12 protein-coding genes are annotated in these 13,986 nt (G+C 60.7%); 6 read left to right on the forward strand and 6 right to left on the reverse strand.

Annotated elements, in window-relative coordinates; translation table 11 throughout:
- Nucleotides 1-54: 54 nt before the first annotated feature.
- On the reverse strand, nt 55-2,310 hold the full coding sequence (gene parC / locus BN1800_RS02505; RefSeq protein ID WP_086994134.1) for a DNA topoisomerase IV subunit A: 2,256 nt from the start codon (nt 2,308-2,310) through the stop codon (nt 55-57).
- Nucleotides 2,311-2,529: 219 nt separating this feature from the next.
- On the opposite strand from parC, the gene BN1800_RS02510 reads away from it, so the two are divergent.
- The 3 genes from BN1800_RS02510 (at nt 2,530) to BN1800_RS02520 (ending at nt 5,374) form a co-directional block, all read left to right on the forward strand.
- Entirely contained in the window at nt 2,530-3,717 is a 1,188-nt protein-coding gene (locus tag BN1800_RS02510; protein ID WP_086994137.1) for a hypothetical protein, read from the forward strand.
- 157 nt (nt 3,718-3,874) lie between these two features.
- Entirely contained in the window at nt 3,875-4,195 is a 321-nt protein-coding gene (locus BN1800_RS02515) for an antibiotic biosynthesis monooxygenase family protein (RefSeq protein ID WP_086994487.1), read from the forward strand.
- A gap of 99 nt (nt 4,196-4,294) precedes the next feature.
- A complete protein-coding gene (locus BN1800_RS02520; protein WP_086994140.1) occupies nt 4,295-5,374 on the forward strand; it encodes an acyltransferase family protein in 1,080 nt (359 codons plus the stop codon).
- On the opposite strand, the gene BN1800_RS02525 is transcribed toward BN1800_RS02520, so the two are convergent.
- The 3 genes from BN1800_RS02525 to BN1800_RS02535 all read right to left on the reverse strand — a co-directional run bounded on the left by BN1800_RS02525 (nt 5,332) and on the right by BN1800_RS02535 (nt 9,189).
- Nucleotides 5,332-6,735, reverse strand: coding sequence for an MATE family efflux transporter (locus tag BN1800_RS02525; RefSeq protein WP_086994490.1), 1,404 nt, complete (start codon nt 6,733-6,735; stop codon nt 5,332-5,334). The two genes, BN1800_RS02520 and BN1800_RS02525, sit on opposite strands and share 43 nt — an antisense overlap.
- Nucleotides 6,736-6,880: 145 nt before the next feature.
- Nucleotides 6,881-8,128 (reverse strand): TCR/Tet family MFS transporter, encoded by a 1,248-nt coding sequence (locus BN1800_RS02530; protein ID WP_086994143.1) that lies wholly within the window; start codon nt 8,126-8,128, stop codon nt 6,881-6,883.
- A gap of 158 nt (nt 8,129-8,286) precedes the next feature.
- A complete protein-coding gene (locus tag BN1800_RS02535) occupies nt 8,287-9,189 on the reverse strand; it encodes a LysR family transcriptional regulator (RefSeq protein ID WP_086994145.1) in 903 nt (300 codons plus the stop codon).
- A 109-nt stretch (nt 9,190-9,298) separates the two neighbouring features.
- Here BN1800_RS02535 and BN1800_RS02540 point away from each other — a divergent pair, with 109 nt between their 5' ends.
- On the forward strand, nt 9,299-10,294 hold the full coding sequence (locus BN1800_RS02540; protein ID WP_086994148.1) for an aldo/keto reductase: 996 nt from the start codon (nt 9,299-9,301) through the stop codon (nt 10,292-10,294).
- Nucleotides 10,295-10,369: 75 nt separating this feature from the next.
- Here BN1800_RS02540 and ypfJ read toward each other — a convergent pair whose 3' ends face one another.
- Together ypfJ and BN1800_RS02550 are read right to left on the reverse strand one after the other, a co-directional pair.
- The gene (gene ypfJ, locus BN1800_RS02545; protein WP_086994150.1) at nt 10,370-11,302 is read right to left on the reverse strand and encodes a KPN_02809 family neutral zinc metallopeptidase; all 933 of its coding nucleotides are present in this window, start codon (nt 11,300-11,302) and stop codon (nt 10,370-10,372) included.
- 81 nt (nt 11,303-11,383) lie between these two features.
- Nucleotides 11,384-11,908 (reverse strand): DUF2306 domain-containing protein, encoded by a 525-nt coding sequence (locus BN1800_RS02550; protein ID WP_086994153.1) that lies wholly within the window; start codon nt 11,906-11,908, stop codon nt 11,384-11,386.
- Between the two features lie 71 nt (nt 11,909-11,979).
- On the opposite strand from BN1800_RS02550, the gene BN1800_RS02555 reads away from it, so the two are divergent.
- Nucleotides 11,980-12,744 carry a LytTR family DNA-binding domain-containing protein gene (locus BN1800_RS02555; protein WP_086994155.1) on the forward strand — a complete coding sequence of 255 codons (765 nt, stop codon included), beginning with the start codon at nt 11,980-11,982 and terminating at the stop codon, nt 12,742-12,744.
- A gap of 72 nt (nt 12,745-12,816) precedes the next feature.
- Nucleotides 12,817-13,842: a zinc-dependent alcohol dehydrogenase family protein gene (locus tag BN1800_RS02560; protein ID WP_086994158.1), complete on the forward strand. Its 1,026-nt coding sequence runs from the start codon at nt 12,817-12,819 to the stop codon at nt 13,840-13,842.
- Nucleotides 13,843-13,986: the final 144 nt, after the last annotated feature.

The raw sequence follows: 13,986 nt of genomic DNA on the forward strand, positions 1-13,986 counted from the left end.
AGATAGAGGACGCGACCCGCGTGCCAAGAGCGGATCGCCAATTTGTCATCGCATTCAGCCGGAAAATTTGCCGCTGCGCGGGAAGCCCTTCGGAACGAGGCGGCCCGCGGACGCACGGTCAGCCAACCATTCAGCCAGTTCTTCCTTGTTTTTTGTGAAGGTACGGCCCGCGCTGTCTTCCCAAACAAGACCGTCAGCGATCGCGAAGCAACGAACGTCGGAAATGCCGCCATCCTTGTATCTCTGCAGGCGCACACCCTTGCCGCGGGCCATTTCCGGCACCTGGGCCAGTGGGAAGACCAGCATCTTGCGGTTCTCACCGACGACGGCAACGTGATCACCGCTGACGGGCACGATGAGCTTGGTCTCGTCCGGCATCGCAACATTCATGACCTGCTTACCCTTGCGGGTATTGGCAGCCATTTCGGATTCCGCCACGACAAAGCCGTTGCCGACGGTCGAGACGATCATCTGCTTGCGCGCCGGATCATGGACGAAGGCCGTCAGCACGTCCTGATCATTTTCCATGTCGACCATGATTCGCAGCGGCTCGCCGTGACCGCGGCCGCCGGGCAGCTTGTCGCCGCCGAGCGTGAAAGCTTTGCCGCCGGTCGTGACGACAAGTATCTTGTCCGTCGTCTGTGCCGGAAAGGCTATCTTCAGCGCGTCGCCTTCCTTGAAGGTCAGGCTCGCCGTGTCCGCGATGTGGCCCTTCAGCGCACGTATCCAACCTTTTTCGGAAACGACGACGGTGATCGGTTCCTTCTCGATCATGGCGTGCTGAATGGCCTGCTCGTCGGCTTCGGGCGCCTCCGCGAACTGCGTGCGGCGGCGGCCTATTTCGGTCGCCTTGGCGAACTTCTTCTTCACCTCGCCGATTTCCCAGGCGACCGTCTGCCACTGCTTTTCCTCGGAGGCGAGCAACGCCTCGATGCCGGCCTTCTCTGTGGTGAGCTCGGCAAACTCGGTCCGGATTTCGAACTCTTCGAGCTTGCGCAAGGAGCGTAGCCGCATGTTGAGGATCGCTTCGACCTGGTTGTCGGTCAGTCCCCAGCGGGCCACCATCACCGGCTTCGGCTCGTCCTCCTCACGGATGATGCGGATCACCTCGTCGATGTTCAGGTAGGCGATCAACAGGCCGTCGAGGATTTCGAGGCGTCTGTCGATTGCGGCGAGGCGGAAGCGCGAACGGCGCTGCAGGACCTCGCGGCGGTGATTCAGCCACTCCTTCAGCACCTCGTTCAGCGCCATGACGCGCGGAATGCGCCCCATGGAAAGAACATTCATGTTCAGCGGAAAGCGGTTCTCCAGCTCCGTCAGCTTGAACATCGATTCCATCAGGATCGTCGGATCGACGGTCCTGCTCTTCGGCATCAGCACGACGCGGACGTCTTCGGCGGATTCGTCGCGGATGTCTTCCAGCAGCGGCAGCTTGCGGGCAATCAGCAGCTCGGCGATCTTTTCGATCAGACGTGACTTCTGCACCTGGAAGGGGATTTCGGTGACGATAATCTGATAGCCGCCGCGTCCCAGATCCTCGATCTGCCATTTGGCGCGCACCCGGAAGCCGCCGCGGCCGGTGCGGTAGCTCTCTATGATGCTTTCGCGGTTGTCGATGATGATGCCGCCCGTCGGAAAGTCCGGTCCCGGAATGAATTCGACGAGCTTTTCGACAGTCGCATCCGGATGCTTGATGAGGTGCAGCGCCGCATCGCAAAGTTCATGGGCGTTGTGCGAAGGAATGGAGGTCGCCATGCCGACGGCGATGCCGGAGGAGCCGTTCGCGAGCAGGTTAGGAAAAGCGCCGGGCAGGACGACCGGCTCGGAATTGGATTCGTCGTAGGTGTCGCGGAAATCGACGGCATCCTGATCTATGCCTTCGAGCAGCAGCTCCGAGACTGCCGTCATCTTCGATTCGGTGTAGCGCATGGCGGCGGGACTGTCGCCATCGATGTTGCCGAAATTGCCCTGGCCGTTCACCAGCGTGTAGCGCTGCGAGAAATCCTGGGCGAGGCGTGCGAGTGCGTCGTAGATCGACTGGTCGCCGTGCGGGTGGAAGTTACCCATCACCTCGCCGACGATCTTGGCGCATTTCCTGAAGGCTGAGTTGGGTCTGAGCCCCATCTCGTTCATCGCATAGACGATGCGCCGATGGACCGGCTTCAGGCCATCGCGAACGTCCGGAAGCGCGCGGTGCATGATGGTCGAAAGCGCATAGGCCAAGTAACGCTCTTCGAGCGCGGCCTTCAGATCAACCGGGTGAATGCTGTCGTCGTCTCCGCCGGAGGGCGGCAAAATCTCTTGTCCCATAGGCTCTGCCTAGCCTAGAAGACGATTCACGGCAAGGAATCGAGGGCTTTGGCCTGTGGATGACGTCCCGGAACGACATGAATGGGTCATCATGCATCGCCACAAATTTGGACTCGTTTGCTTTCCCCTTCAACAGAAATTTAGAACCCTGCAAATATAAACCGCGTTCGATCCGCAGTAATTCGCTGCAATTTGCAACCGCCACCAAAGGACTTACCGATGACTTTTTACCGGACAACCCGGCTGATGCTGTCTGGCGCCGCATTTCTGTCGCTCGCCGGCTCCGCAGTCGCCCTCGACGGGCAGGATTTTCTGAAGAAGTTGAATGCCGCCTACAGTACCCAAGGCGGAACGATCACTGCCGATGGTGTCGACGTCAACGACACGACGGTGACGCTGAAGAACGCGAGCTTCAAGCCGACTGGCAGCGACGCCCTCAACATCGGCGACATCACGATGACCGGTGTCGAGGAAGACGAAGACGGCGGTTACTACATCGAGGAAGCAGCCTTCCCCGACATCAACGTGACCAAGGATGGCACGACGGTCAGCGCCACCGAACTGACGCTCGGCGGCATCTCGATCCCGGCAGACGCCAGCGGTGACCGCCTCGATTCGATCCTGCTTTACGAAACCGCTCATGCCGGTCCGATAAAAGTGGTCAACGGCGGCAAGGAAGTCTTCTCGCTCGGCGAGACGGAGATGAACCTGACGCTGCGCGAGGACGAATCCGGCTTCGACTTCGACGGCGCGTTCAAGAGCATGAAGGCAGACCTCAGCGATACTCCGGACCCCCAGGCGAAGGAAGCGATCGAGAAACTCGCCCTGCAGCACCTCAACGGCGACATCACCATGAAAGGCGCGTGGGACCTCGGCCCCGGTGCGATCGATATCTCCGAATTCGCCTTCGACGTCACGAATGTCGGCCGCCTGAACCTTGCCTTCAAGATTTCGGGATACACCCTGCCCTTCGTGAAGTCGCTGCAGGAGGCAACCAAGGCTTCCGAAGCCAATCCGAACAAGGAAGAAGCGCAGCAGGCGCTCGGCCTCGCCATGCTCGGCCTCATGCAGCAGCTTTCGTTCAACGGTGCCGAAATCCGCTTCGATGACGCGTCGATCACGAAGCGCGCGCTGGAATATGCAGGCTCTAAGCAGAACATCTCGGCACAGCAGATGGCAGACGCGCTGAAGGCGATGGCGCCGATCGCGCTGGCGCAGCTCAACATCCCGGAACTGCAGAACGCGATTTCGGCAGCGGTCAACACCTATCTCGACGACCCGAATAGCTTCACCATCAGCGCCGCGCCGCCTCAGCCGGTCCCCTTCCCGACCATCATGGGCGCTGCCATGGGCGCACCGAACACTTTGCCGAACGTGCTCGGTGTGAAGGTAACGGCGAACCAGTAAGCTGACGAAAAGGCCCGCCTTGTAAACTTGCCCCCGAAGTGGTCCAACTTTCGGGAGTAAGTTTACAAGGCGGGATTTTCTTTCTGCGTCGCTTGACCTCAACTTAACTTGAGGAACTAAACCGGTTGCCGTGACATCGAAAACCAAGGAGATGGTGATGAACGGCGCTTTTTATCGCGTGGACAAGTTTGCGGTGCCGGAGGCGGCACGCGAGGAGTTTCTGATCAATGTGCTGAAGACGCACGAGGTGCTGCAGGCCCAGGAAGGCTTCATTCGGCACACCGTTCTGGAGCAGGTTTCGGGACCGGGCGAATTCAATTTCGTGACGATCGCCGAGTGGGAAAGCGCTGAGGTCCTCGAGCGGGTGAAGGCCGCCGTCCAAGCGGCGCACCGGGCACGTAACTTCGATCCGCAGGCACTTTTCGCACGGCTCGGCATTCGCGCCGACATCGCCAATTACAAGCCAGTTGCGGCGTAGGAGCATGGCATCGGCCCGACGGTCAACAAGCCTTAATGGGGCCTTAAGATCGCTACTCTACAACCTCTGGCGAGCCTCAGGGCTTTTCAGAGGTTGGATATGGACAGGGAACGCCACATCGGTAGCCTTGACGGTCTGCGTGGCATTGCTGCCGCAGGCGTGATTGTCGCGCACGTCAATCTGATGTTTCCCTCCGCCCTCTCCATGCCTATCCGCGATATCGGCAGCAATGCAGTAGGCCTATTTTTTGCACTGAGTGGCTTCCTGATGGCGTACATCTACGGCAATCGGCCGCTCAGTCCGAAAAGCTGTGCCGACTTTCTCGTAACTCGCTTCGCGCGCATCTATCCTGTTTATATTGCTGCAGTGCTGGCCATTGCGCTCCTGTCGCTCTTTCAGGACCTGAATTATTTCCAGCCGATCAACGGTATAGGTCAGGTACTCCGCCATATGGCACTAATGGGCTCCAGCGGGGTTTTCTGGTCGGTCCCGCCCGAGATTCAGTTCTATCTGCTTTTCCCATTAATATGGCTCTTTCTATCGAATCCCATTCGCTACCGGAATATCGCGATTGCCATCGCCATCTTCCTGGCGCTCGACGGACTACTCGGATTTCCCGGTAGCGGCATCATGCTGCCATCCAAGCTGCCGTTCTTTTTATTCGGCGTTGTCGCAGGTCGAATGCACCGGCGCATCGACAGACAAGAGCCAAACATCATCATTGGGATGCTTGCGCTGCTGTTACCGCTGTTCCTACTGGTTCGTCAGGGCGTCGCACCGCAAACAGCGAGCTCACTCTGGGATATGGCGACGGCTTTTGCGGCTGCGCTATCGGTCTTTCTGGTGGCACTTGAGCATCCGATCTCCGTAGTAGCCTTCGGCGCAGCTCCGTTACGCTTCGCCGGCAGAATCAGCTTCTCGCTCTATCTCTTCCACGCGCCTGCGCTCTTTCTCGTCGAGAAGACGCTCGGCGGTACCGCACCGTCGGATCTCGTTATCCCCGTCGGAGTAGCCACTGCCTTCGGGCTTGCTTGCGTGAGTTACTATGTGATCGAGGTACCGGCACGCCGCTTTCTCGTATCACGATGGAAACGGCATCGCGAAGACGCGAAATGGCTAGGGAAGCTCGATGCGGCTCAGGCGCCGGCCATTTTCTCCTCGCGGCGCACGAGAATGTAGAAACGTGCGCAGAGCATGATGGCAGCCGCCGCAAGGCCGACGAGGAAGCCGAACCAGATGCCTACGCCGCCGAAGCCCATCGGGAAAGCGAAGAACCAGGCAAGGAAGAAGCCGATCGGCCAATAGGCGATCAGCGCCATGATCATCGGCACGCGCGCATCCTTGAGGCCGCGCAGCAAACCGCTGGCAACCGCCTGCATGCCGTCGACAAGTTGGAAAAGGCCGGCGACGACGATCAGCGGGCCGGCATAGGAAAGCACTTGCGAAGCCTCGGGACGACTGACGTCGAGGAACCAGCGCGCCAGGAACTCCGGCATGACCGCAAACAGGATACCCCCGATACCCGAGATCGCCGCCGCGATGATCAGCACCGCGATCGAGGCGCGAACCAGAGCGGAATGGTCCCCTTGCCCGTGCGCAATGCCGACGCGGACGGTTGCGGCCTGCGAGAGGCCGAGTGGGATCATGAAGGCGATCGACGCCCATTGGAGCGCAATGCCATGTGCCGCAAGCTCGATCGTGCCGATATAACCCATCAGCAGCGAGGCAACCGTAAAGAGGCTGACCTCCGCAAGAATGGTCACGCTGATCGGCAGACCGAGACGAACGACATCCCAAAGCGCGTGCCAGTCCGGGCGCCAGAAACGCACCAGGATTTCATAGCGCCGTGTCTCCTCCCTCATCTGCACATAGGCGAGGATGAAGATAAAGCCCGCGGTCTGCACCGCGACCGAGACGATCGCAGCGCCCTGAAGGCCCATTGCCGGAAAACCGAAATGGCCGAGGATGAGGGCGTAGGCGAAGATCGCGTTCATCACCAGCATGGCAATGGTCACGTTCAGGACGACGGCAGCCTTGCCGATCGCGCTGACGAGCGCCCGCACGACGTTATAGAGCAGCCCCGGCAGCACGCCGAAATGACCGATCAGGATATAGCCGTGCGCAAGCTTTGCCACTTCCGGCTTCTGGCCAGCGGCGAGCAATATCTCCTCGGCATAGAAAAAGGCCGGCTGCATGACGAGCCAATAGACGGTGACCATCCAAAGGCCCATGCGCATCGAGCGGCGAACTGTGACGATATCGCCCCGGCCGTAAGCCTGCGCGACCATCGGAATAACCGCGATGGCAAAGCCCGAACCAAAAATCAGGATCGTGAACAGAAACTGTGCCGAAAGGACCATGGCAGCGAGATTCTCGGCGCCGAGGCGGCCGACGATCATGACGTCCGTCGTGTTGATGCCAAGCTGGGCAAGCTGTGCGCCGATGAACGGAATGCCGAGTGCCAGCGTGGCGCGGAAATGCGCACCCCAACGATTGTCGGTTTGCGGCGCAAGCCTGTGCACGTCGATCGGCGCGTCCATCAGAGCCATTCCTGTTTGGTTGAATCACTTAGGGCCGCATTTCGCGGCAAAGTAATATCGGGCCTTAGATCAAAGCCCCGCAAAGAGCCACCCCAAAAGAGGCAAATGATGAAAAATTCATCACATCATCACGAATTCTGATAGCTCACTCCGCCGCCGCTTCCAGGGCTTCCGGGCGCTTCGCAGTCTTAACCTTCGCGAGAAAGACCAGAGCCGCCGAGAGAATAAAGAAAGCGGCCAGCAGGTAGGGCGCACCGGCAAAGGTCACCGGAGCATCCGGCTTGGTGAAATAGCCGAACATCTGCGTGAAGATCAGCGGGCCGACGATCGTCGTGATGCTGCTGAGGCTCGTGAGCGCTCCCTGCAATTCACCCTGTGCAGACGGCGGCACCTTGCCGGCGGCAATACTGCGAAGCGGCGGATCGGCGACGTTTTCCATGACGGTCAGGATGATGACCGTATAGACGACCCAGCCCTCCCAGGCGAAAGCATAGCCCGTCAGGCCGACGACCGAGAAAGAAAGGCCGACGACCGCCGTCTTCCACTCGCCAAGCACCGGCACGATCTTCGGCAGCACGAGACCCATGACGATCGCGGCGCCGATACCGTAGATGCCAAGCGAAAGGCCGATCTGGCCCTCGCTCCAGCCGTAGCGATAGGTCGAAACGAAGGACCAGACGGACGGATAAACGGCGTGTGCCAGCCAGAAGAGGAACATGACGGCGCCGACCCAGCCGATGCCGGGATAATTGCGCATCTGCTTCAACGCGCCCAGCGGATTGGCCCGCTTCCATTCGAAGGTGCGCCGATGTTTGGCGTCCAGCGTTTCCGGCAGCAGGAAATAGGCAGCGACGAAATTGAGGAAGGAAAGCGCCGCCGCGCCGAAGAACGGAACGCGCGGGCCGAACTCACCGAGGATGCCGCCGATAACGGGGCCGATGGTGAAACCGACCCCGAAGGCGATGCCGATTAGGCCGAAATTCTTGGCGCGGTTCTCGTCAGTGCTGATGTCAGCGATATAGGCCGAACACGTCGCATAGCTGCCGCCGCTGAAGCCTGCGAGCGCCCGGCCGACAAAAAGCATCCAGAAGCTGGTGGCGACCGCGCAGATCAGATTGTCGATCGCGAAGGTCAACACGGAGAGAAGCAGGATCGGGCGGCGGCCGAAACGGTCACTGAGATTGCCAAGCAGGGGCGAGAACAAGAACAGCATGCCGGCATAGACGACCAGCAGCCAGCCGCCGTCGAGTGCGGCATCGCTGATGGTACCGCCGGTGAGTTCCTCCAGATAAGCGGGCAGCACCGGCATGATGATCGCAATGCCAATTACGTCCAGAAACAGGATCACGAAAACGAGGAAGAGGCCGCGGCGAACGAATTTGGGATCAAGCATGGAACATCTCTCAACAGGGGATTGCTTTCTGGAAAGACGATCTCGTCGCCGGGGTTGTTACATAGCTCATCGCGAAAAATGAAACAATACGTGAACATTTCAAAGTTTTTGATCAAGCCGCCAGCGAAATTGATCGGCGGGCGGAACAAACGGGGATTTTAGGCGGCCCGCCGCTGCTCCTTCACGAAATCGACAAATGCGCGCAACGCGGACGGCATGTGCCTACGGCCGGCATAATAGAGAAACGGACCGGAGAATTCCGTGATCCACTCCTGAAGGATCGGCACCAGTTCGCCGCGTGCGATGGCAGGAGCGAGGACTTCCTCGAAGGAGCCGATGACGCCGAGGCCAGCGACGGCAGCACCAACCTCCATCTCGATGACGTTGGCCACCAGCGGCCCGGACGGCGAGATCACCAGTGTTTCGCCACCGCGCTCGAATTCCCAGGCGAACGGTGCGCCGCTCAGGAAACGGTGGCGGATGCAATCGTGCCCGAGCAGGTCTTTCGGGTGCTGCGGCACGCCGCGTCGTTCGAGGTAGGCAGGCGACGCAGCAACGATATAGCACTGGCGGCGTGGGCCGATCGGCACGGCGATCATGTCGCGCTCCAATCGCTCGCCATAGCGTATGCCGGCGTCATAGCCCGCGGCGAGCACGTCGATGAAGCTGTCTTCGGCAACCACTTCAAGCGTGATCTGCGGATAGCGCTGCAGAAACCGGTTGGCGAGATCCGGCAGGAAGAGCTTTGCGGCGATCACCGGCACGTTAAGCCGCAGCGTCCCCGCCGGACTGTCGCGAAAGCTATCGAGTTGGCTGAGCGCCGAAGCGACCTCGCCAAGCGCCGGCGCGAGGCGCTCCAGCAGCCTTTCGCCGGCCTCGGTCGGCGTCACGCTGCGGGTCGTGCGGTTGAGAAGACGTACGCCGAGCCGCTCTTCGAGGCGCCGGAGGGATTCGCTGAGCGAGGAAGGCGACACTCCGCGCTTGCGGGCTGCCGCACGAAAGCTCCGCTCCCTTGCAATGGCGGCAAAGGCAGCCAGATCACTGAGAGGCAAGTCATCCATTGTGCGTATTTCCGTACAGGCTGTTCAAGATTATCCAGATTATCGCACAAATTCTGCCGTAGTAAAAATACTTCAAGGATGCCGCTCGGGTATCGAAGAGGAGAAAGAGATGCAAACCTATCGTTTGGGAAAGACCGGGCCCGAAGTTTCCGCCCTCGGCCTCGGCTGCATGGGCATGTCGGGCATGTACGGCCCTTCCGATCGCGAAGAGGGCATCGCCACCATCCATGCCGCGCTGGATGCCGGCGTCAACCTGCTAGATACTGGCGATTTCTATGGCATGGGCCATAACGAGATGCTGATCGGCGAGGCATTGAAAGGCCGCAAACGGGACAGTGTCGTGATCAGCGTCAAGACCGGAGCGCTTCGCGATCCGCAGGGCGCGTGGCTCGGCTACGATTGCCGGCCCGCGGCACTCAAGAACTTCGTCGCCTATTCGCTGCAGCGTCTCGGCGTCGATTACATCGATATCTACCGCCCCGCCCGACTCGATCCCAATGTGCCGATCGAAGAAACCGTCGGCGCGATCGCCGATATGATCAAGGCTGGTTATGTCCGGCATGTCGGGCTTTCCGAAGTCGGCGCCGACACGATCCGCAGAGCGGCCGCCGTCCATCCGATCGTCGATCTTCAGACCGAATATTCGCTGATTTCCCGCGGCATCGAAGATGTGATCCTGGCCACCTGCCGCGAACTCGGCATCTCAATCACCGCTTACGGCGTCCTTTCGCGAGGCCTGATCAGCGGCCACTGGCACAAGGGCCTGGGCAGCAGCAAGGGCGATTTCCGCAGCGACAGCCCGCGCTTCCAAGAGGGCAATATCGAGCAGAACCTGGCGCTCGTCGAAGAACTCCGCAAAATCGCCGAGGCAAAGCGGGTCTCGGTCGCACAGATCGCGATCGCCTGGGTTGCCGCACAGGGCAAGGACATCATCCCGCTCGTCGGCGCCCGCCGCCGCGACCGGCTGACAGAAGCGCTCGGTTCAAGAGCCGTCGAGCTTTCGGCCGACGATATGGCCGCGATCGAACGCGCCGTGCCAAAGGATGCCGCGGCAGGCGCGCGCTACCCGGATGCGCAGTTGAAGCATATGGATAGCGAGAGATAGCGACAGTCCGTCGACTGTGAGTACCGCTTGCCCTCCCTTCGAAAGGTGAGAGAGCAAGCGGCAACGCCGCTCGACTCAGACCGGGCCGGAGAACGTATCGCAGGCGGCGAGCTGACCGCTGTCGAAGCCACGCTTGAACCAGCGCATGCGCTGATCCGACGTGCCGTGGTTGAAGCTTTCCGGCACGACATAGCCTTGGCTGCGCTTCTGCAGCGTATCGTCGCCGATCTGTTGGGCGGCGTTCAGCGCCTCCTCAAGGTCGCCGGCTTCGAGGATGCCCTTCTGCTCGGTATATTTGCCCCAGATGCCCGCAAAGCAATCGGCCTGCAGCTCGACGCGCACCGACATCTTGTTGGCGTCGGCTTCGCTCATGCGCTGCCGCGCTTCGTTGAACTTCGGCAGGATGCCGAGGAGGTTCTGGACGTGGTGGCCGACTTCGTGGGCCACGACATAGGCTTCGGCGAAATCGCCGGAGGCGCCGAACTTGCTCTCAAGCTCCTGGAAGAACACGGTGTCGAGATAGACCTTGTGATCGCCTGGGCAATAGAACGGCCCGGTGGCGGCGGATGCGAAACCACAGGCCGATCGTGTGGCATCCGCAAAGAGCACCAGCGTCGGGTCTTTATATTCCCTTCCCTGTGCCTGGAAGATGCCGCGCCAGGTGTCCTCGGTCTCGGCGAGCACGGTGCGCATGAACGCGGTCATCTCGTCATTGGCAGGCGTGCTCGTGCCCTCCGATTGGCTTTGCTCGTAGCCGGAGCCACCCGTCATGCCGCCGTCCAACGCCTGCATCAGGTCAATGCCCATCGCCTTGAAGATCAGATAGATGACGACGAGGAAGATGATCGTGCCGATCGAAAGCCCGCCACCCCTGCGCCCCACACCGCCGCCGGACGGAAAGCTGAAGCCGCCGTTGCGGCCGAACGGATTGCGCCGCAGCCCGCCACCTGTCGCATCACCGCGGCGATCCTCGACATTGTCCGACTGGCGGCGCCCCTTCCATTCCATCTGAATTCTCCCCCGACGATGCGCAGGCATGCGCTCTACGTGCAATTATATATCCGGCGAGGGTGCGAATGCCAGCAGGTTTCAGGCGAAGAGCTTTAGACGCGGACGAAGCACGAAAATGGCGCCGATAATCACCAGCCCAATGCCGGCCATGGCCGAAGCCGTATCATTCCCGCTGAAGATCACCTCATTCATGATTCGCCCCGGCACGAGCGTGAACAGACCAGCGCTGACAACGCCGCCGAAATAGAGACCTTTGACGATACGCTTGTGCGTACGAATGTCGCGCCGGCGCGCCGCAGCTATCGCCTGCCAGCTGCCGAAGAGCGTTGCAGTCGAAAGGAGATGGATGGGGCCGAAGCCGAAAAACAGATCGAGCTCATGAATAAAGAAGCTGGAAAGCGCCGTGACCACCATCAGTATCATCCAGATCCTGCCAAGCGCCTTGTGGCGGCGGGTACCTTTCGGGCGAAGCAGAATGTAGGCGCCGAGGAGTGCTGCAGGCGTGACGGCAGCAACGTGGATCTGGATGGCAAGCGGGGCTTGAAGAAGCGGCTCAAGGGTCATGGTTGGTATCCGGTTGAACTTGAGCGATCTTTCCGCCATGACTTCTCTCTCTCAATCGATTTGGCGTGAACGGCAGGAAAACTTCGTGGATCACTCCTTCATGCAATTTCATGCAATCCACGCTTCGCGAATTGCGGCTATTCATCCGTTCGCCGCGCTTCTGGGGAACCTTTGCCGTGGTCATTCTGATCTTTGCGGTCAGCGGTCCCTACGGGACGTCCGAGCGAATGACGGCGGGCCAAAGGCTTGGCTACTGGCTGGTCGTTCAGGCGGCGGCCTGGTTGATCGCGATCCTCTGTTCGGTGATTGCGGAGGTTGTGTTGCGCCGCCATATCGCGAGCATGTTCTGGCGCATGATGCTCGGCTCGGTCGCCGCAGCGCTGCCGATCGGCTATGCTCTTAGCCTTATAGACGTCATCTTCGACGGCACTCGGCATTCGATGCACAGCGGCCTGCAACGCGCGTTCTTTGCCGTACCGCTCTGCGCGCTCTTCTGTCTGCTCACCTACATGGCAATGAACGAGCGGATCAACGAAGTGGTTGCGACATCAGGCAGTACGCCGCGACCGCCTTCCATTCTTGACAGGCTAAAGCCGCAGAACCGGGGCGAACTGCTCAGGCTCTCGGTGCAAGATCATTACACCGAGGTCGTGACAAGTCTCGGGCGCGAACTCGTGCTGCTGCGCTTCGCCGACGCGCTGAGGGAGACGGGCGGCACAGCCGGGCTGCAGGTTCATCGCTCGCATTGGATCGCCGATGCCCATGTCGAGCGCTTGAAGCGGGACAACGGAAAGCTGCTTATCCTGACGCACGACGGCTTCGAAATTCCAGTCAGCCGCAGCTACGCGGCAGAGGTGCGGCGGCACTTTGGTTGAGGAAATTGCAGCAAATGCTTGACGCGACTCCTGCTTTCGCCCTCACTGAAGGAGAGGATGCAGGAGGATCTAATGAAAGCTGTGCGCCTGGAAGCGACGGGACGGCTTGCGGTGAGCCGTGTGGGAAAACCGGTGCCGGGGCCTGGCGAAGTGCTGGTGAAAGTCGAGGCCTGCGGCATTTGTGGCACTGACCGTCATCTGTTCCTGGGTGAATTTCCGTCGAAGCCGCCGGTGACGCTCGGGCATGAATTCACCGGCATCGTCGAAGCCGTCGGCGAAGGCGTAACCGCCTTTCGTCCCGGCATGCGGGTGACAGGCGACCCGAACATCGCCTGCGGACGCTGCCCGGACTGCCAGCGCGGACGTGTCAATCTCTGCCGGAACCTGCAGGCGATCGGCATTCACCGGGATGGCGGTTTTGCCGAATATGTCTGCATGCCGGAGCAACAGGCGTTCGAACTGCCACAGTCGCTGGCACCGCTGCATGGCGTCTTCTGTGAACCCCTCGCCTGCTGTCTGCACGGCGTCGATCTGGCGGAGATCAAGGCCGGCGCATCCGTGGCGGTGCTCGGCGGCGGCGTGATCGGCTTGCTCGTCGTGCAGCTTGCGCGGCTTGCCGGCGCAACGCGCGTCGTGCTCGTGACGCGCAACGCCGCTAAACGGCGGCTCGCCGAAGAGCTTGGCGCGACGGTCACGGTCGATCCGTTGGCAGGCGACACCGCCGGTCTGGTGACGCCTGACGACGGTCTTCTGCCGGGCGGGGCCGATATCGTGTTCGAATGCGCGGGGGTGACTGAGACCATGGAGCAGGCGCCTCTCCTCGCCCGCCGCGGCGGCACCGTCGTGGTCCTCGGTGTCATGCCGCAAGGCGCCAGAATTTCGCTACAGCCCTTCGATCTGCTGTTCCGCGAGATCAAGCTGGTGAACTCGTTCCTGAACCCGTTCACCCATGGCCGCGCCGCGGACCTGATCGCCTCTGGCGCCATCAAGGTCGAGCCTCTCATCTCCCGCCGTATCGGGCTTGATGACGCACCGGACGCGATCGCCAATCCGGCGCGAAACGGCGAAATCCGTGTGATCGTCGTGCCGGCTCCCTGACCGGCATTTCAGGAGTTTTCGGATTCCTGTCGATTCCGCGATTTATGGGGTTCCGTTTGCAAATACATTTGCCTATAAGCCGCTTCTAGCCTGAAAAGACCCTCCATGCGCGACCCGACCGGTGCCTCCCACCCTGGCCGGCTT

Source organism: Rhizobium sullae, assembly GCF_900169785.1.
GTDB lineage: Bacteria > Pseudomonadota > Alphaproteobacteria > Rhizobiales > Rhizobiaceae > Rhizobium > Rhizobium sullae.